This window comes from Pontibacter arcticus (assembly GCF_003284895.1).
In the GTDB taxonomy this organism is placed as follows: Bacteria; Bacteroidota; Bacteroidia; order Cytophagales; family Hymenobacteraceae; genus Pontibacter; species Pontibacter arcticus.
Genome location: NZ_QMDV01000001.1, coordinates 336,684 through 354,682, shown reverse-complemented (window position 1 = coordinate 354,682; position 17,999 = coordinate 336,684). Strand labels below are relative to the sequence as shown.

Here is a 17,999-nt window from a genome sequence, read left to right as displayed (position 1 = left end):
TAAGACATAGTCGAAAGTTTTAATCTAAAGAGATATTAACATGATAGATAATAAAGAAAAAATGGTGTCTGTTTACGCGGAAGCCAGCCCGAACCCTGAATCGATGAAATTTGTAATGAACGCTGTTTTGTTGCCGGAAGGCCAGAGCGTTGATTATCCAAACCTTGAAAGCGCTATGGAATCGCCGTTGGCGCAGGAGCTTTTCAACTTTGATTATGTATCGCGTGTATTTATTGCCAGCAACTTTGTAACCGTAACCAAAAACTCGGATATAGAGTGGGTAAAACTGATCCCCGAACTGCGTACGTTCCTGAAATCTTACACAGAAGCAGGCGGACCGGTTTTTAACGAAGGTTTCAGTGCTAAAGCAGGGCCTCAGACTACAAACGCCGATGGCAGCGTAGCTTCTGAAGAAGACGAAGCGATCTCAAAGAAAATTATCGATCTGCTTAACAACTATGTTCGCCCGGCGGTAGAGCAGGATGGCGGTAACATATCGTTTAAGTCGTATGATAAAGGTGTTGTAACGGTACACTTGCAAGGCTCGTGCAGCGGCTGCCCATCTGCTACGGTAACGCTTAAAGCCGGCATCGAGAACTTATTGAAGCGTATGGTACCGGAAGTAACAGAAGTTGTTGCCGATGGCGTAACCGTATAAGTATATAAAGTATAAAACAAAACAGCCAGCCTATTTATAGGCTGGCTGTTTTGTTTTACAGGCAATCCAGAAAGCAACTAATAGAAGTATAAACTGGCAGTAGGTTTAAACTTTATACAAAAAATAAAAAGCGGCCGAAGTATAAACTCCGGCCGCTTTTTTATTTCATGTATTTCAGGGAATGTTAAGCTGTAACAGCTGCATTCGGCTTCAATGTTTTTGTAGTGTCCACGATAAGCGGTGCTGCAATGAACAGGGAAGAATAAGTACCTGCTATAATACCGATGATCATGGCCAGTGAGAAACCACGCAGCACCTCGCCACCGAAGAAGAACAGCACAAGCACCACGAATAACAGGGTAGTAGACGTGATGATGGTACGGCTGAACGTAGAGATCAGGGCAGGGCTGATGATATCTTTTACTGCAGCACGTGGGTTCTCGTTCAGGTTTTCGCGGATACGGTCGAAGATTACCACCGTATCGTTAATAGAGAAACCGATGATCGTCAGGATGGCCGCAATAAACACCTGGTCCATTTCATAAGAAATTCCGAACAGATCAAGGATAGAGAATACAGCAATGATCATGAGTGCATCGTGCAGCAAGGCTACAACACCACCCAAACTGAACTGCCACTTACCAAAACGAAGTATAACATAAAGGAAGATACCAACCAGCGAAAGCAACATAGAGATAAGCGAAGTACGCTGAATATCATCGGCCATCGTAGCACCAACTTTAGCAGAGCTCAGGATTTCAGGGTTCTGGTTGCTGTATTGCTCCAAACCTTTCAGAAGGGCTGTTTCTACCTGCTTGTCTGCTTGCACATCTTCGTTATCAGCCAGGAAGCTGGTTGTTATTTTCAGGCGGTTAGAGGCGCCATACGTTTTAACTTCTGTGCCGGCTTCACCAAACTCATCTAAAAGCGCCGTACGCACATCAGAAGCTGGTACAGCCTGATCGAAGTTAACCACATAAGAACGGCCACCTTTAAAGTCTACACCCAGGTTAGGGCCACCGTTAATGTACATGGCAATAAAGCCAAAGGCAATAACTCCAATCGATAGGATATAAGCAGGCCTGCTTAACTTCATGGCATCAAACTTAATGTTCTTAAAAAGCTTGTCTGCAAATGAAGACGAGAAGTTAAGCGTTCCTCTTTTTCTGAATGTATTCTCAACAAGAATTCTGGAGATAAATACTGATGTGAAGAATGAAGTAGCGATACCTAACATCAGCGTAATGGCAAAGCCTTTTACCGGACCAGAGCCGAAGAAGTAAAGTATAAAACCTACCAGGAAGGTAGTAACGTTCGCATCCAAAATAGTAGAGAATGCTTTTTCATATCCTTTATCAATTGCGTTGCGGATACCGAGCCCTTTGGTCATCTCTTCGCGCATACGCTCAAAAATAAGTACGTTCGCATCTACGGCCATACCCAGCGTGAGCACGATACCGGCAATACCAGGCAATGTTAGCGCAGCATTAAACTGTGCCAGGATACCAAGTATAAAGAAAACGTTGAACACAAGGGCTAAGTCAGCAATAAAACCACCACGCTGGTAGTAAGCGATCATAAACACAACCACTACAATTAAACCGGCGATAGTAGAAAGTAAGCCCTGGTTGATAGCTTCCTGACCCAATGACGGACCAACAACTGCTTCTTCCACGATACGGGTTGGAGCCGGCATCTTACCAGCTTTCAGGATGTTTGCTAAATCCTGCGCTTCCTCGATGGTGAAGTTACCAGAAATAGAAGAGTTACCACCTGTAATCTCGCCCTGCACTACCGGCGCAGAGTATACATAGTTATCAAGCACGATTGCAACCTGGCGGCCTACGTTCTCGCCTGTTAAACGCGCCCAGCGCTTAGAGCCGGTCGGGTTCATGGTCATGGTAATTTCCGGACGGCCTGTCTGGTCGAAATCCTGGCGGGCATCGTTAATACCGTCGCCACCCATTGGTGCTTTGCCGTCGCGTCCTTTTTTGATGGCATAAAACTCTACAAAAGCCTGGCGGTTATCACCTTCAACCGGCTTAACACCCCATAAGAACTTCATGTTAGGAGGGAAGATTGCGCGTACTTCCGGTCTTGCGAAAATTTCGTTGATTCGGGCAGTATCGCGCACGTTGGCACCTAAGCCACCTGGCATCTGTGTGAACAGATTAGCTAAAGCGCCACCTTGTGCGTCAGCAAGCGAATCAAGCGTAGAAGCTTCGTTGGCAGCTGGCGTATTTTTGGCAATGGCAGTAGAGTCGCCGGCAGCTTGTGCCAGTACATCTGCGGTAGTATCTGTAGCAGCGGCTGCGGCTAACGCATCATCAGCTTTTGGTGCAGCAGCAGTTGTTTTGCCGGCTCTCTGCTGTTTTGTTAAGTAATCGTTCAGTTGTGCAAAGTATGGGCTATACTCTTGCGGCGACCATACTTCCCAGAACTCCAGGTTAGCCATACCTTGTAACAGGTTACGCACACGGTCCGGGTTGTCAATACCTGGTAACTCGATCTGGATACGGCCACTGCCTTTCAGGCGCTGGATGTTTGGCTGGTTTACACCAAATTTATCGATACGGGTACGCAGGATGTTAAAAGAGCGATCGATCGCATCTTCCACTTCTTTGTCGATCACATTAATTACTTCGTCGTTAGAAGAATCGAAGCTGATCTTGCCACGGTTAGCTGATGTAGAGAAGATTCTGCTCAGGCGGCCGTTTGGTTCTACTTCGCGGTAAGCCTCGCCAAAAAGGGTAGTGAAGCTCTGGTTGCTGTTTTTCTGAAGTTCTTTGGCGCGGTCCAGCGCTTTCAGGAAGTTAGGGTCTTTGCTGTTGTTGGAAAGTGATTTGATGATCTCGATCGGAGAAACTTCCAGTACCACGTGCATACCACCTTTCAGGTCAAGGCCCAGGCCAAGCTCGTTGTCTTTAATTTCCTGATAGGTATAGTTCATGAACACAGGCTCTTTCCAGATAGAATCCAGGTAAGTCTGCTTTCTGGCCATGTCTACATTGCCTTGTGCATCCGTCGCGTAGGCTTCGGCGTCCTTTTGCACGTTGCGCGAGATAAGCGAAAACGACAGGTAGTACAGGCAAAGCACCGATACGATCACTGTCAGAACAATAATAAAGGTTTTATTCCGCATTGTTGATAGATAGATAAAGTATAATAAATAAGATAAAAAGTTGAAGGTGCACAAAGTATAAGTTGTGCGGATGCTTACCCTAATGCCGGTTTCAGAAGAGAGGCATTAGCAGTAAGAAAAGAATAGAAGCTGCGAAAGCTGTTTAGGGAGCGTTTGGTTGTATGGTAACCGGAAACAATTGCTGCACAAAACTGGCGCCACGCGGTACCGAAGTATGGGCAGGCAGAATGTCATGAGCTGTGGAAGCGAAAACAGGAAAAGGTACCGGCTCTAAGGCTTGCTGTAAGTTGAGGGCCACAAAAGAGGTGGTTGCCTCCAGCGATACTTTCTGTTTTACAACTGTTTTGGAATCTTCGGAAGGTACAGCAAATTTTGAGTTTGTTTGCTGCGTTGTGCCAGGCACCGAACCGGCATAAGCCACCACTTCCTGCCCATTAAGCACAAGTGCCCAAAGCAAGGTAACTGACATCAAAAGATGCCTGAAATGGGAGGTTATGGTTTTAGTGTTGAGCATGAATAGCTACAAATGTAACTATTTTTCTTAAAAAAGAGTACGGCTTAGCTGTTTATCTCGATAAAGCGCTTGATATCGTGTTTTTTTCCGATAAGGAGCAGGATATCAGTAGGATAGATAACGGTGTCAGCTTTCGGAACACCGATGATGTGCTCGACCTGCGTTGGTTTTCCGTCTTTTATCTCCTCAAAAAAGCGTTTGATCGTGATCAGGTTGAGGTTATACTTTTCGCGCAGCGATATCTGGGACAGGCTTTTATTGGCCACACCTTTTGGCGTATGGATCTCCACGATCTCATAGTTATCGGGTAAGGGCAAAAAAGTGCGCATGCTTGGTTGCAGCAGGCGCTCTGCCACTGTTTTACCTACTTCACCTTCCGGTGACAGGATTTCCTGCACACCCATTTTTTCGAGGATGCGGCGCTGCTGGTTATTGGATGCCCGCGTAATAACACGCTTTATTTTGAGCTCCTGGAGATTGGCTGTCGTAATAAGCAGGGCTTCGAAATCTTCTCCAATTGCCACTACCACTGCATCCATATCCTGGATATTCTGAGCTTCCAGGGCACGCAGGTCGGTGGCATCCAGGGTAACGGCATAGGCTACGTCGTCCTTGATATCCTCCACATGATCTTCCGAGTTATCAATAGCTAGCACTTCTGCGCCGCGCTCAGCCAGCGTACGGGCTATGGAATTACCAAATATGCCAAGGCCGATTACTGCGAATTTGTGTTTCATACGTTGAGTTTCGTATTCAGGAAAGTGGTAACTACGGCAAGGCCCTTTTCAAAATGGTTATTGTTCGGGATAATAATGTCCGCATCGTTTTTATACGGCTTGATATACTTTTCGTAAGTAGGGGCTACATGGTGTGTGTAACGGTAAAGTACATCATCCAGGTCATAGCCACGCTCTACTTTATCGCGGATAATGCGGCGCTGCAGTTTAATGTATTCTTTGGCGTCGATGTATAGTTTGAGATCCATTAAGCGGGCAATCTCTTCGAAATAGAAAACGAAGATGCCTTCTACTACAATGATCGGGGCAGGCTTAAATTCGAGTTGCTTGGGTATAACATTGGGGTTGTTAAAGGTATACTCGGTGCGCTGTACGGTTTCGCCCTGGCTAACTTTAAGAATGTCGCGGGCGTAGGCCTCGTCGTCTATGCAGGAAGGCAGATCGAAGTTGGTAACGCCGTTGTGGTCCTGTAACTGAAATTCCCGTGATTTATAATAATTGTCCTGCGATATCAGGCAGATATCCTCAGGTGCAAATGAGGCAAGTAATTTATTTAAGAAAGTGGTTTTGCCTGAAGCACTACCTCCCGTAATCCCGACGATAAATGGCTTTTGCATTGGAAGCTTTAGTTTCAGGTTACAAAAGTAAGACTTTAAGCAGAAAAGGCCTGCAGCCGACCATAAATATTTGATCCGAACCGCCTACTTTCCCACTTTTTTATACTTCTTTCTTCTTCGCACCCTACTGGTACGCAGTGCAAAGTATAAATCCGGGGAAATTTAAACAGCCTTCAGAAAATCTACCAGTTTTTGTACGGCGCGGCCACGGTGGCTGATGGCATTTTTCTCTTCCGGGCTCATTTGGGCAAATGTTTTATCGAATCCTTCGGGCACAAAAACCGGATCGTAGCCAAAGCCTTTGTCGCCTTTTAACTCTTCTGTAATATGCCCGTTCACGATGCCTTCGAATTGCTGCTGCTCTCCGTTTAAAATCAAGGTAATAGAGGTACGGAAGCGGGCTTTCCTGTTTTGCTGGCCTTGCATATTTTTAAGCAGGTGTTGGATGTTGTCGCTGTCGCGGCGCTGTGGGCCGGCATAACGCGCCGAGTACACGCCGGGGGCTCCGTTCAGAGCTTCCACTTCCAGGCCGGTATCATCGGCAAAGCAGCTGATGTTATACTTTTGCCATACCTGTTCTGCCTTCTGGCGCGAGTTTCCTTCCAGGGTATCCTGGTCTTCGGCCAGTTCTTCGTGGCAGCCAATATCTTCCAGCGTCAGTAATTTATACTTGCCTTCCAGCATCTGGCTTACTTCTTCGGTTTTCTTGCGGTTATTGGTGGCAAAGCAAAGTTCGGTCATGGTAAATAAGTATGATCTAAAGTATAACTTGTTACTGCAGGTAAGCTGCTATTTCATTTTCTTTCAGAACCACTACTACATGCTCGTGCAGCGTGGTAGCAAGCGAGTAGCCGGTATAGGTCGCGGCCACCGGAAACTGCGGGTGATGGCGGTCTACCAGCGTGGCTACTTCAATCTTCTTAGGATTATGCTGCAGTAAAGTATGGAGTGCATACGCCAGCGTGCGGCCAGTGTTCAGTACATCATCCGTCAGCACAACGGGCATATCAGTTAAACTGAAATATTGCGGCTCTATCTCAACAGGATCAACTAAAGGAGATGTTTTATTTAAAGTAAGTTTTAAAAGCTGTACTTTTAACGGCGAGATGGCACGTAGTTGCGCTGCCAGCATTTCGGCAAGGGTGTTTCCGTTTGGATAAATGCCGGCCAATACCAGTTCTTCTTCTTCAAAATTGCGCTCATAAATCTCGTAGGCGATCCGTTTGATCTTTTGCTCGATCTGTGCCTTATCAAGTATGAGATTGTTGGGAAGTGTGGCTGGTGTCATGATTCAGAGGCTTTTAAAGGATATACTGCGCCTTTGGCAGTAAACAAATTTAAGAAGATATTCTTTGCTGCGGCTATATTTTAAAGGAAGTGTAAAATAATTTAGCTATAAGCATTTTACTTTCCGGAAAACTTGTTAATTTTGCAGTCCGATATAGAAATTAAGGTTAATTAACGTTTATAATAATGAGAAAAGGCATTCACCCAGAATACAGAAAGGTTGTTTTCCAGGACATGACAAGTGATTTCAAATTCCTAACTCGCTCAACCATGAATTCGGATGAGAAAATAACTTGGGAAGATGGAAACGAGTATCCTGTAATTAAAGTGGAAGTTTCTTCTGCCTCACACCCATTCTACACAGGCAAAAACATCTTCGTTGATACTGCCGGTCGTGTTGAGAAATTCAACAAACGTTATACAAAAAAATAAGCGGTATAACCGGTTAAAACGTTTTAAAAAGAAAGTCTTCTCGTATTATTCGGGAAGACTTTTTTATTTTCGTGCAGTAAACACCAATCTCCCGGGCAAACTATGAACATTATCTTATTTGATGACCCTACGATCAGGCAAAACCTGTTGCCGCTCACGTTCACAAGGCCGGTGGCCGAAATCAGAATAGGTATACTGACCATTGCAGAAAAATGGCGCAGGCACATGGGCGTAACCGCATCGTACCTTACGCAGCCTTATCTGCAGCAAAAGTATACCCTGCATATGGCCTCCAATAACATCTATGTAAATGGAGCTGTTTGCCCGGATGATGCGCTTGTAAACGAGATTCTGGATCTGAAACTAGGCGAGGCACTTTACCAGCAGGGCACCCTGATCGCTTTGAACGGTGATAGCCTGAATCTGAATGAAGTAGAGTTGTTGTTGAATTACAGCCCGGTTGGTAGCCGCGAAACAAGTAATTGTACGCTTATAAAAGACGTGTGGGAAATCTTTAGCCTGAATGGTAAACAGATACGCGCAGACTTTAACTTAATAACCGATGGCCGCACAAGCCAACCCATCACAGATAAGTATACGGCTGTTTACGGCGAAGAAAATATCTTTATAGAAGAAGGTGCGAGTATAAAAGCCGCTGTACTGAATGCCGAAGACGGACCAATTTACATTGGCAAAAACGCACAGGTGCAGGAAGGCTCTCTTATAAAAGGGCCGTTTGCGTTATGCGAAGGCAGCCACGTGAACATGGGTGCCAAAATGCGCGGCGACATTACCGTGGGGCCCTACTCCAAAGTAGGCGGTGAGATAAGCAATTCGGTTATTTTCGGGTATACCAACAAAGGGCACGATGGTTTCCTGGGTAACTCTGTGATAGGCGAGTGGTGCAACCTGGGTGCCGATACCAACAACTCCAACCTGAAAAATAACTACGCAGCGGTTAAGCTCTGGAACTACGCAAAAGGCGGTTTCAAGAATACCGGTCTGCAGTTTTGCGGCTTAATTATGGGCGACCACAGCAAGTGCGGCATCAATACCATGTTTAATACAGGTACGGTAGTAGGTGTAAGCGCGAATATTTTTGGCTCGGGTTTCCCGCGTAATTTTGTGCCGTCGTTTAGCTGGGGCGGTGCTTCGGGTTTCGAGACGTTTCAGTTGCGCAAAGCCTACGAAGTGGCCGAAAAAGTAATGGAGCGCCGCAGCAAACCCTTCGACGAAACAGAGCAGGCCATACTTGCCTACGTGTTCGAGCAGACACAGCAGTACAGGGTCTGGGATAAAGTTTAATTGTTGATTGTTACATTGTTGATTGTTGTTTCAAATAGTCAATTCTTAACTCGTAATTCTTAATTCGTAATTAAATAAAGTGCAGTTTTCACAGATAATCGGCCATAACGAAACCAAGCAGTTGCTGGTAAACTCGGTGCAGCAGCAGCATGTGGCGCATGCGCAGCTGTTCCTGGGCCCGGAGGGGAGCGCGAATCTGGCGCTGGCTTTGGCGTATGCCACCTACATTAACTGCGAAAACCGTTTGCCCCACGATTCATGTGGAACGTGTGGCAGCTGCACAAAAATGAACAAGCTGGTGCATCCGGATTTTAACTTTGTGATGCCCGTAACCAGTACTAAATCTGTTACCAAGGATGTCCTGAGCCAGAAGTTCCTGAATGAGTGGCGCGAGTTTATACTTGCCAGCCCGTACCAGAGCCTGAACGAATGGATGCAGTTTATCGGTGCTGAAAACAAGCAGGGCCTCATCACAAAAGAAGAAAGCCGGCAACTGGTAAAACTGGTTTCGCTGAAAGCTTTTGAAGGCGATTATAAGATTGTACTGATCTGGCTGCCCGAACTTATGCACCCGTCTGCCGCCAATGCCCTGCTGAAATTGCTGGAAGAGCCACCTGCCAAAACGCTGTTTATACTTGTAGCACAATCACCGGAAAAGTTGCTGGCTACCATTACGTCGCGCACGCAGATTGTGCAGGTCCGTAATTTTACTGAGGATGAAGTGATCGCTTACCTGCAGCAACATTATACTTCTGTAGACCAAAATACGGCTTACCAGATTGCGCAACTGTCAGAAGGGAATCTAAGTGCAGCCGCAAAACTAACCACCGAGATCAGCAGCGATTATTTTGCTTTTTTTACAGATTGGATGCGTTTCTGCTACAGTTATAAGTTTGCGGAAGTGATCGAGATGAGTGAGAAATTCCAGACATTAGGCCGCGAGAACCAGAAAAACTTTTTACTCTACGCACTCAACCTGTTCCGGAAGGTGATGTTGTTTGGCGTGGATAGTAGCCTGATTACCTACCTGCCGCCCGCCGAGCTGGAGTTTGTTCAGAAGTTCTCGAAAGTGATAACCAGCGCTAACGCAGGCCAGCTAACCGAAGAACTAAGCCAAGCACATTACCACATCGAGCGGAACGCCAACCCAAAAATGGTATTTGTCGATACCTCCATCCAACTGGCCAGCTTCCTGCGTAAAGGGTAAATTGATTGTTAATTGTTAAATTGCTGCTTTGTTAGATTAATGATTGCTGAACAGGGTAGAGCTTTAAAATTCCAGCTTCTCAAATCCATAATCAGCACATTAATACATTAACACATCAGCACATTAAAGAGAGATTTCATGCAGAACGATATAGAAACTAAAACGATCCGCATAGGCACACGCGGTAGCAAGCTGGCCTTGTGGCAGGCAGAAAACACAGCCGAAAAGCTGCAGGCTGCCGGCTTAAAAACCGAGATCGTGATCATCAGCACCAAAGGCGACCAAATTCTCGATAAATCGCTGGCTAAACTGGGGTCTAAGGGTGTTTTTACGGAAGAACTGGAAGTTGGCCTGCGCGAAGGAAGTATAGATATCGCCGTGCATAGCGCTAAAGATGTACAATCTACTATTCCGGATGATCTGGAACTGGTAGCGTTTATGGAGCGCGAGCAACCGCATGATGTACTCCTTTCTTTTAACCCTGATTTTAAACTGGAGCGTGATAGCAAAGTATTGATTGGAAGCTCGTCTACGCGCCGCCGCGCTTTGCTGAAGAAATATTACCCAAACGTAAGCACCGCCGAATCGAGAGGTAACCTGCAGACACGCCTGAAGAAGCTGGAAGACGGCCAGTTTGATGTGCTGATGCTGGCTTATGCCGGCGTATACCGGATGGAGTATGATAACCTCATCGTACATCATTTTCCGTTGGATGAGTTTGTACCGGCCGCCGGTCAGGGAAGTGTAGCCATAGAGTGTGCCCGCAATCTGGACCCGGAAATCAAGCAAAGCCTGAAAGCAGCACTCGACCACCCGGAAACCCACACACGCCTTTTAGCAGAACGCGCATTTTTAAGGACGATGGAAGGCGGTTGCAGCATTCCGTCTTTTGCCCTGGCTACACTAACAGAAGATGGCAACGTAAGTATAACCGGCGGTATTGTAAGTCTGGATGGCGAAACACACCTGCAGGAAACTTTTACTGCACCCGTTACAGAAGCCGAAGCAGTTGGTGTAAAGCTGGCTAAAACCATACTTTCACAAGGCGGCGATGAGATACTCAGAAGTATAAAAGCACAACGAACCGAAGTATAAATTCGCTGATAAAGTATAAATCCCTGCAACTTCTCACCCGGACGTTGCAGGGATTTATACTTTTAAAAGTGCTGCGAAGAGGCTGATGCTACGTTGAGATTCGTTTAACCGGTAAACAATCTGTTTTACATTCATTCCAAAAGCAGATGTCTTTCGCCCTTGCTGCGTGTTTTCACCAGCAAGCAGAAAGGCTGGCGATTGGATTGTCGGTGAAAACACCAACAATGGCTGGTTGTTAATCCTAATTAGCTTCAAAGTATAAACCCACCCCTTACCCCTCCAAGGAGGGGAATAAAGAATCTATTATATATTTAGACCTGTAGGATTACTCGTGCAGAATAATTCCCCTCCTTGGAGGGGTAAGGGGTGGGTAATTGCAAATTCAGTTAATCACTCGGAAAGTATAAACCAAAAACTAAAAAGAGTAAATTTGAACATCCGGCCTTCTGCGCCAGGTATAACCCTGAATATTAAACAAACTTTTGCACCCATGAAACCACTTATCAGAACAATGCTGGCGCTCGTTGCCATCATACTTTTGCCAATCGCTGCCTCCGCTCAGAAACTGAAAGGAAAAGATAAACTTGTCACAATCGAAACGCCGCAGGGCGAGATAAAGCTGATTTTATTTGACGACACCCCGCTGCACAAAGACAATTTTCTGAAACTGGCGAAAGATGGCTTTTATGATGGCACCACGTTTCACCGCGTGATAGATGGCTTTATGATACAGGGCGGCGACATTAACAGCAAAGACGAAGACCCGCGTAACGATGGTTCCGGAAACCCGGGTTATACCGTTCCGGCCGAAATAAAACCGTATCACAAACACGTGCGCGGTGCTGTGGCTGCCGCTCGTCAGGGTGATTTTGCGAACCCGACACGTGCCTCCAGCGGTTCGCAGTTTTACATTGTGGAGAACCATGACGGCACCCCCATGCTCGATGAAGCTTATACCGTTTTCGGGCAGGTAGTGGATGGGCTGGATGTGGTAGATAAAATTGCAGAACAACCAAAAGATGGCCGCGACCGCCCGCTTTCCAACATCACCATGAAGGTAAAAGTAGAGGAGGTCAAGAAAAAGAAGATCGCCAAAAAGTATAAATACGACTATAACCAGCAGCCACAGACACGATAGAAAGTATGAAAAAGATATTAATTACAGGTTCTAACGGCTTGCTGGGCCAAAAACTAGCGAAATTATTATTACCGAATACAGAAGTAGAGCTGCTGGCAACCAGCCGAGGCGAAAACAAACTGGCAACTTTATACCCTAACCTCGCTTTCAGGGCGATGGATGTAACCAACCCAGCCCAGGTTGATGAAGTGGTAAGCGCTTTCAAGCCGACGCATATCATCCATACGGCTGCTATGACGAACGTAGACCAATGCGAAACGGACCGCGAAGGCGCTTTAGCCCAAAACCGCGATGCTGTACAAAACCTGGTAACTGCCTGCGAAAAGTATAACGTACACCTGATCCACGTATCCACCGACTTTATTTTTGATGGCGAAGCAGGCCCTTACGCCGAAGAAGCCGAAGCAAACCCGGTTAACTTTTATGGCAAAACCAAACTGCAGGCCGAGGAAATTGTAAAACAGGCTTCCTGCAAATGGGCCATACTAAGAACCGTACTGGTATATGGCGTAGCGCACGAGTACGGCCGCTCCAACATTGTATTGTGGGTACGTGACAGCCTGCGTGCAGGTAAAACCATTAAAGTCGTAACCGATCAGTTCCGGACGCCGACGCTGGCCGAAGATTTAGCGATGGGCTGCTGGCTTGCCGCCGAAAAAGATGCGGAGGGCATTTACAACATATCCGGCAAAGAAATGCTGACGCCTTATGATATGGCACTGCTGGTAGCGGATTATTTTAAACTGGATACCTCCCTGATCGAAGAAGCAGACGGCTCTACATTTACACAACCTGCCAAACGCCCCGCCCGTACCGGTTTCATCATCACCAAAGCAGAAAACCAACTGGGGTACAAGCCTCATACGTTCACGGAAGGTATCCGGATGGTAGCCGAGCAGGCAGAAGCTTAACTTCCCCTACATCTTCAGCCTGAGCAAAGTATACATTCATACCCGCTCAGGCTTTTGGTTTTTATGAAAGTATAAATTCAGGGTTTTAATCGATTTAAAAACGGCCCTAACACCTCGCCAACTTTCTTATCCATTTATTAACTGATATTAAAAATATTGAATTTTAACTCGGTTAATCAAAACCATTGGCTAAATTGTACCTTTAATTCTATTTCACGACACCTTAATTACAACCTAAACTAAACACTTTTACTTCTATTTATGAGTGCTAACAAAGAATCGTGGGGTTCGCGCGTCGGTCTGATTCTGGCTATGGCCGGAAACGCAGTGGGCCTCGGAAACTTTCTCCGTTTTCCGGTGCAAGCAGTACAAAACGGGGGCGGAGCCTTTATCATCCCTTATCTGGTTTGCTTTTTAGTAATGGGTATCCCATTGCTGTGGATCGAATGGTCGATGGGCCGTTTCGGTGGTAAATTCGGACACCACTCAACGCCGTTTATCCTGGATACGATGCACAAAGGCCGTTTCTGGAAATACATTGGCGTATTCGGTATCTGGACGAACATTGCGGTAGCAGCCTATTATTGCTACCTCGAGTCCTGGACGCTTTCTTACATGATGCACTCTGCATTCGGCTCTTTTAATGGCATGGACCAGAACGGTGTAGCCGAGTTCTTTAACCATTACGTTAACCTCGACGCCTCTACCATGGGAATTCCGTACGAGCCTATCGTATTTTTCCTGATCTGTTTGCTGCTGAACACCTGGATTCTTTCCAAAGGCTTAGCGGGTGGTGTAGAGCGTGTTGCCAAAATCGGTATGCCGTTACTTATTCTTTTCGGTGTTTTCCTGGCTTACAAAGGCTTTACAATTTCAGCTGGTGTAGATGGCGCTATCAACGATAGCTCTGTTGGCCTTAACTTCCTCTGGACACCGGATTATACCAAACTATGGTCTCCTTCTGTATGGCTGGCAGCTGCCGGTCAGATCTTCTTCACACTTTCGGTAGGGATGGGTACGGTGCATTGCTACGCTTCTTATGTGCGTGGCAAAGACGATATCGCCCTGAATGCCATGTCGGCTGGTTGGATGAACGAGTTTGTGGAAGTTGTACTGGGTGGCGCTATCCTAATTCCGATCTCAATTGGATACCTGGGCATCGATCGTGTAACAGAACTTGTACAGTTTGGTGGCCTGGGCCTTGGCTTTAAAACATTGCCATACCTGTTCCTGCAGTGGGGGCCAATATTGGGCGCTGTTGCCGGTATGATGTGGTTTGGCTTGTTGTTCTTTGCGGGTATCACGTCTTCGCTTGCCATGGGTACACCATGGATGGGCTTCCTGCAGGATGAATTTAACTGGAAACGTAAATCAGCAGCCTGGTCGTTTGGCCTTATTGTATTGGTACTGGGCTTGCCAACCGTAATCTTCTTTAACTACGGTGTATTTGATGAGTATGACTATTGGGCAGGTACCGTATCGCTGGTAGTGTTCGCACTCTTCGAATCTATCCTGTTTGCGTGGGTATTTGGTATGAAAAAAGGCTGGCGCGAGATTACGTCCGGCGCCGATATCAAGGTACCGGGCATCTACAAATTCATTATCAAGTTTGTAACGCCGTTACTTTTACTTTGGGTATTTATCGGCTCGTTGGTTACGCCAAAAGGTGGTGACTGGGGAGCGGCCCTGAGTGGCAACTGGGTACTGGACGATAGTTCGATCATCAGCAAGATCAGAAACGTAAGCCTGAAAAAAGATCTGGCCAATGCCATAGCTGCTATGGATACCGAAAAGATAAAGCACCTGGAAGATACCTTGTTCTTCGTGAATGCGTCTCGTCTTTTACTGGTTGGTGTGTTCGTGAGCATCGCCCTGCTGGTATATATTGCGTATAAAAAAAGAGTTAGAGAAGGGAAAATATAAAAAGCTATGAATACATCTGCACTTGTTGTAATGCTTACAACGCTTAGTCTGGTAACGGGCTTAATGTTATACTTTTTTTACAGAGTATTAAATACGCCTCCTAAGCCTGAGCCGGATTCTTTCCTCGGTAACGATGATGACCTAACCCGTCAGAATGTAGCTCACTAGGCAAGTATGAATAAATTCAGGAAATGGATCAGACGTTATTTTGCCTTTTCGCAGCGCGAAGTAAACGCCTTTCTGTTTCTGATCATCTTAATGGTGCTGCTTACGGCAGCACCATTTCTTTTTAACCTGTTTTATAAACCGGATAACGGCTTCACCAAAAGTGCCAGTGACCAGCAAAAACTGGATAGCCTGGTTGCCTTGCTGGAAGCCAAACAAAAACCTGATTACAAAAGCAGATACGCCGTGGCAACTGTACCGCTGCGGCTATTTAACCCCAATAAGCTGAGTGCAGAAGAATGGCAGGCATTCGGGTTGCCCAAATATCTGGCGCAACGTATCTTAAACTACCGCAAAAAAGTAGGAGACCTTACCTATAAAGCAGAGCTGGGCAAGATCTACGGCCTTCCCGATTCTGTTTTTCAGCGCTTATACCCTTATATAGAACTACCCGTTGAGCGACCCGGCAAGTATAACCGGAACCAGTATGATGCCCGCACCAGGCCGACACCCAACTGGGAATCCAAACCAAAAGAACGATTTGTACTGGCCCCTTTCAACATTAATACAGCCGATACAACACAGCTAAAACAGATAAGAGGCATCGGTAGCAAACTTTCGGCACGCATTATTAAGTACCGCAATAGCTTAGGAGGTTTCAGGAGTATGGCACAGGTGCAGGAAGTTTTCGGCCTTAGCCCGGAGGTGGTAGATAGCCTGCAAAAGTATACGTTCGTACCAAAAGCAAATGCTGTAACTCAGATTGATCTGAACAAAGCTACAGCCGAAGAACTCAGGCTGCACCCTTACATCTCGTCTAATGTGGCGCGCGCCATTGTAGCTTACCGCGAACAGCACGGCCCGTATCAGCAGGTGGCCGAAATCAGGAACATAAAGCTGATCTCATCAGAATTGTACACAAAACTGGAGCCTTACCTAGCGCTGTAAAGTATAAAACCCTTTACCGGGAATACTTCCGGAATATACTTTTGCCAGTTACAAGAAGGCCTCCCATGCAAAGCACCAGCACGATAAACTCGTGTATCAGGTTGTCATTGTCTTGTTCTGGGTGTATGGTGGTTTCCAGAGATAAAATGGCTTCTGCTGTAAAAAGCAAAATCACCAATAAAATAAAGAAGATGATCGTTTTCATAGTTTGGATAAAGCGGAGTCGGGTAGGAGAACAGGCTGCTTAGAATTTTTAGTAGCAGGCTGTAAAAACCTCATTTGTGTTGAGCAATACATTAGCAATTTGAAGTATAACGCGTTTCGAATATGTATTAGTATGGTAACTGTTTTAACAAATCTCTTGAAAATTTGCAATTTACCAGGCTTTTGTATGAGATGAAATTGTTAATTAAAAGGCTGCTCTATATTACCGAAAACATAAATGCCCGAAGAATTCGCGTTCCCCGGGCATTTATGTTTATGCTGTTTTACTGCATTTATACTTACTGCGTATTTTCCTGTAGTTTTTTGCGTTGCTGGTTTAGCCAGAGCAAGGTAGGGTTATAGGCCATATCGTGTACGCCTTCGAACATCACCAGCCGTACGTTCCCGGATTCTTTCATAAAGATCACCTTCGGGTCTTTCGGGCCAAAAAAAGTGCTGTCCGGGTTATCGGTTACCAAATCGGGTGGAGTTGTTTTTTCCACAAGCAGGTGCATGATCTGCTCTCCGGAAATCTGGTCTGCCGTATCGGCCAGGGCGTTGTAGGCACGTACCGCGTGGGCCGGCGATACCAACGGATCGATGTTGCCTTGTGCTATAAATATCGGTACATCTTTAGCTAAATGCATATAGGTGCTTGGGCTGCGGCGGATAGCTTCCCGGCCTGCTTTGGTGCCCGGCAAGGGTTCGCCGCAGATAGACGAAAGCAATTGGTTGTTGTAGTTACGGTGCGGGTATTGTTTATTGAAAGTATACCAGTCAGCTAAGTCATAAATTGGTACCCAGGCCACCACGCCCGCCCAAATGTTCGGGTGCCGCGCCGCCACCAGCAAAGCCGACATAGCCCCTCCCGACGAACCAACCACGTAAATGCGTGACGGATCTATTTCAGCATTTCCCTTGGCAAAATTTACAGCATCCACAATATCCTGTATCGCCATTTCGGAACCAGTAGACTCCGGATGATCGAACTTGCCGCGATAGTTTGGCTGCAGAAAAACCCAGTCATACTTTTTGGCCCACAAAGCATACGGAATACTGGCCTGCTGCAGATACCCGCTGCTCCAGCTGTGTAAAATAACAAGTAAAGGCTTCTTTTTGGGTGTGTTAGAAGTGTAAATAAGCGCAGGCTCTTTTTTGCCATCGTAAGTAGAGGTGATCTCCACCTGTTCAACTTCCGGGATTTTCTCGTTCCAGACTTTTATACTTTCGTCGCCGAATTTGGTGTACTTCTTTGTGGTGCTGAACTCGTCCATGCGGCTCACCGTTTTCGGATACGTTTCGGTTTGCCCGTTTGCCTCCTGGTTTGTACAGCCTGTTAGCCAAACACACAGCATCGCCAGGAAAAAGAAAGTACCTGTTTTCGTATGTCTGAGCGTATAGGGCATAATTATTCTGGTATCGGGTTTAAACTTACGCAGGAGTTGTATAGCTTCAAAACACCTTCCCGAAAGAAAAGTTTTTTTACGGGAATTTCCGTCCATACTTTTTCTGAAACCGAACGAATTATACTACGCGAACTTGCAGTGAGATGATGAACCGGATAGCAAAGAAAAATAAACATTTTCTGCGGGCTGCCTTTATAGGAACGCTTCTTACTTTTGCTTTATTGTTTGCCTGCAGCGCCCTTTCCGGTAAGTTTAAAAGTATACATAAAACCTGCTAACTTGCCTGCCAGGTAACCCAACAAGATACGCG

General features: G+C 46.2%; 18 protein-coding genes. 10 read left to right on the top strand and 8 right to left on the bottom strand.

Annotated elements, in window-relative coordinates; translation table 11 throughout:
* Positions 1-40 precede the first annotated feature (40 nt).
* Complete coding sequence (locus DP923_RS01570) at positions 41-658, top strand: NifU family protein (RefSeq protein ID WP_112303820.1); 618 nt, start codon at positions 41-43, stop codon at positions 656-658.
* Between the two features lie 184 nt (positions 659-842).
* Here DP923_RS01570 and secDF read toward each other — a convergent pair whose 3' ends face one another.
* The 6 genes from secDF to DP923_RS01540 all read right to left on the bottom strand — a co-directional run bounded on the left by secDF (position 843) and on the right by DP923_RS01540 (position 6,956).
* Entirely contained in the window at positions 843-3,800 is a 2,958-nt protein-coding gene (gene secDF / locus DP923_RS01565; RefSeq protein WP_112303819.1) for a protein translocase subunit SecDF, read from the bottom strand.
* Positions 3,801-3,942: 142 nt separating this feature from the next.
* Positions 3,943-4,314, bottom strand: a complete 372-nt coding sequence (locus DP923_RS01560) for an RNA methyltransferase (RefSeq protein ID WP_239020899.1) — start codon at positions 4,312-4,314, stop codon at positions 3,943-3,945.
* 44 nt (positions 4,315-4,358) lie between these two features.
* Entirely contained in the window at positions 4,359-5,051 is a 693-nt protein-coding gene (locus tag DP923_RS01555; RefSeq protein ID WP_112303817.1) for a potassium channel family protein, read from the bottom strand.
* Positions 5,048-5,668 (bottom strand): uridine kinase family protein, encoded by a 621-nt coding sequence (locus DP923_RS01550; RefSeq protein WP_112303816.1) that lies wholly within the window; start codon positions 5,666-5,668, stop codon positions 5,048-5,050. The genes DP923_RS01555 and DP923_RS01550 overlap by 4 nt, the downstream gene beginning before the upstream one ends.
* Before the next feature lie 162 nt (positions 5,669-5,830).
* Complete coding sequence (locus DP923_RS01545; RefSeq protein ID WP_112303815.1) at positions 5,831-6,409, bottom strand: non-canonical purine NTP diphosphatase; 579 nt, start codon at positions 6,407-6,409, stop codon at positions 5,831-5,833.
* A gap of 31 nt (positions 6,410-6,440) precedes the next feature.
* Positions 6,441-6,956: a phosphoribosyltransferase family protein gene (locus DP923_RS01540; RefSeq protein WP_112303814.1), complete on the bottom strand. Its 516-nt coding sequence runs from the start codon at positions 6,954-6,956 to the stop codon at positions 6,441-6,443.
* Between the two features lie 185 nt (positions 6,957-7,141).
* Between DP923_RS01540 and DP923_RS01535 the strand changes: the two genes are divergently transcribed.
* The 9 genes from DP923_RS01535 to DP923_RS01500 all read left to right on the top strand — a co-directional run bounded on the left by DP923_RS01535 (position 7,142) and on the right by DP923_RS01500 (position 16,079).
* Positions 7,142-7,387, top strand: a complete 246-nt coding sequence (locus DP923_RS01535) for a type B 50S ribosomal protein L31 (protein ID WP_112303813.1) — start codon at positions 7,142-7,144, stop codon at positions 7,385-7,387.
* A gap of 102 nt (positions 7,388-7,489) precedes the next feature.
* On the top strand, positions 7,490-8,692 hold the full coding sequence (locus tag DP923_RS01530) for a GlmU family protein (protein WP_112303812.1): 1,203 nt from the start codon (positions 7,490-7,492) through the stop codon (positions 8,690-8,692).
* 79 nt (positions 8,693-8,771) lie between these two features.
* Positions 8,772-9,899, top strand: coding sequence for a DNA polymerase III subunit (locus DP923_RS01525; RefSeq protein ID WP_112303811.1), 1,128 nt, complete (start codon positions 8,772-8,774; stop codon positions 9,897-9,899).
* Positions 9,900-10,037: 138 nt separating this feature from the next.
* Positions 10,038-10,994, top strand: a complete 957-nt coding sequence (hemC, locus tag DP923_RS01520; RefSeq protein ID WP_112303810.1) for a hydroxymethylbilane synthase — start codon at positions 10,038-10,040, stop codon at positions 10,992-10,994.
* Between the two features lie 490 nt (positions 10,995-11,484).
* Positions 11,485-12,132 carry a peptidylprolyl isomerase gene (locus DP923_RS01515; RefSeq protein ID WP_112304766.1) on the top strand — a complete coding sequence of 216 codons (648 nt, stop codon included), beginning with the start codon at positions 11,485-11,487 and terminating at the stop codon, positions 12,130-12,132.
* Positions 12,133-12,137: 5 nt separating this feature from the next.
* Positions 12,138-13,043, top strand: a complete 906-nt coding sequence (locus DP923_RS01510) for an SDR family oxidoreductase (protein ID WP_112303809.1) — start codon at positions 12,138-12,140, stop codon at positions 13,041-13,043.
* Positions 13,044-13,304: 261 nt separating this feature from the next.
* A complete protein-coding gene (locus tag DP923_RS01505) occupies positions 13,305-14,966 on the top strand; it encodes a sodium-dependent transporter (protein ID WP_112303808.1) in 1,662 nt (553 codons plus the stop codon).
* A 6-nt stretch (positions 14,967-14,972) separates the two neighbouring features.
* Entirely contained in the window at positions 14,973-15,134 is a 162-nt protein-coding gene (locus DP923_RS16610; protein WP_165838130.1) for a hypothetical protein, read from the top strand.
* 6 nt (positions 15,135-15,140) lie between these two features.
* A complete protein-coding gene (locus DP923_RS01500; protein WP_112303807.1) occupies positions 15,141-16,079 on the top strand; it encodes a ComEA family DNA-binding protein in 939 nt (312 codons plus the stop codon).
* A 13-nt stretch (positions 16,080-16,092) separates the two neighbouring features.
* Here the strand turns inward: DP923_RS01500 and DP923_RS01495 are convergent, their stop codons facing one another.
* Together DP923_RS01495 and DP923_RS01490 are read right to left on the bottom strand one after the other, a co-directional pair.
* Complete coding sequence (locus DP923_RS01495; RefSeq protein ID WP_112303806.1) at positions 16,093-16,284, bottom strand: hypothetical protein; 192 nt, start codon at positions 16,282-16,284, stop codon at positions 16,093-16,095.
* A gap of 298 nt (positions 16,285-16,582) precedes the next feature.
* Positions 16,583-17,689, bottom strand: coding sequence for an alpha/beta hydrolase family protein (locus tag DP923_RS01490; RefSeq protein WP_239020898.1), 1,107 nt, complete (start codon positions 17,687-17,689; stop codon positions 16,583-16,585).
* Between the last annotated feature and the right edge of the window lie 310 nt (positions 17,690-17,999).

Coding starts and splice junctions, on each gene's coding strand:
- secDF (WP_112303819.1), bottom strand. CDS start 3,800: ATGCGGAATAAAACCTTTATTATTGTTCTGACAGTGATCGTATCGGTG.
- DP923_RS01495 (WP_112303806.1), bottom strand. CDS start 16,284: ATGAAAACGATCATCTTCTTTATTTTATTGGTGATTTTGCTTTTTACA.
- DP923_RS01555 (WP_112303817.1), bottom strand. CDS start 5,051: ATGAAACACAAATTCGCAGTAATCGGCCTTGGCATATTTGGTAATTCC.
- DP923_RS01560 (WP_239020899.1), bottom strand. CDS start 4,314: ATGCTCAACACTAAAACCATAACCTCCCATTTCAGGCATCTTTTGATG.
- DP923_RS01540 (WP_112303814.1), bottom strand. CDS start 6,956: ATGACACCAGCCACACTTCCCAACAATCTCATACTTGATAAGGCACAG.
- DP923_RS01570 (WP_112303820.1), top strand. CDS start 41: ATGATAGATAATAAAGAAAAAATGGTGTCTGTTTACGCGGAAGCCAGC.
- DP923_RS01545 (WP_112303815.1), bottom strand. CDS start 6,409: ATGACCGAACTTTGCTTTGCCACCAATAACCGCAAGAAAACCGAAGAA.
- DP923_RS01515 (WP_112304766.1), top strand. CDS start 11,485: ATGAAACCACTTATCAGAACAATGCTGGCGCTCGTTGCCATCATACTT.
- DP923_RS01510 (WP_112303809.1), top strand. CDS start 12,138: ATGAAAAAGATATTAATTACAGGTTCTAACGGCTTGCTGGGCCAAAAA.
- DP923_RS01535 (WP_112303813.1), top strand. CDS start 7,142: ATGAGAAAAGGCATTCACCCAGAATACAGAAAGGTTGTTTTCCAGGAC.
- DP923_RS01530 (WP_112303812.1), top strand. CDS start 7,490: ATGAACATTATCTTATTTGATGACCCTACGATCAGGCAAAACCTGTTG.
- DP923_RS01500 (WP_112303807.1), top strand. CDS start 15,141: ATGAATAAATTCAGGAAATGGATCAGACGTTATTTTGCCTTTTCGCAG.
- DP923_RS01550 (WP_112303816.1), bottom strand. CDS start 5,668: ATGCAAAAGCCATTTATCGTCGGGATTACGGGAGGTAGTGCTTCAGGC.
- DP923_RS01490 (WP_239020898.1), bottom strand. CDS start 17,689: ATGCCCTATACGCTCAGACATACGAAAACAGGTACTTTCTTTTTCCTG.
- DP923_RS01505 (WP_112303808.1), top strand. CDS start 13,305: ATGAGTGCTAACAAAGAATCGTGGGGTTCGCGCGTCGGTCTGATTCTG.
- hemC (WP_112303810.1), top strand. CDS start 10,038: ATGCAGAACGATATAGAAACTAAAACGATCCGCATAGGCACACGCGGT.
- DP923_RS16610 (WP_165838130.1), top strand. CDS start 14,973: ATGAATACATCTGCACTTGTTGTAATGCTTACAACGCTTAGTCTGGTA.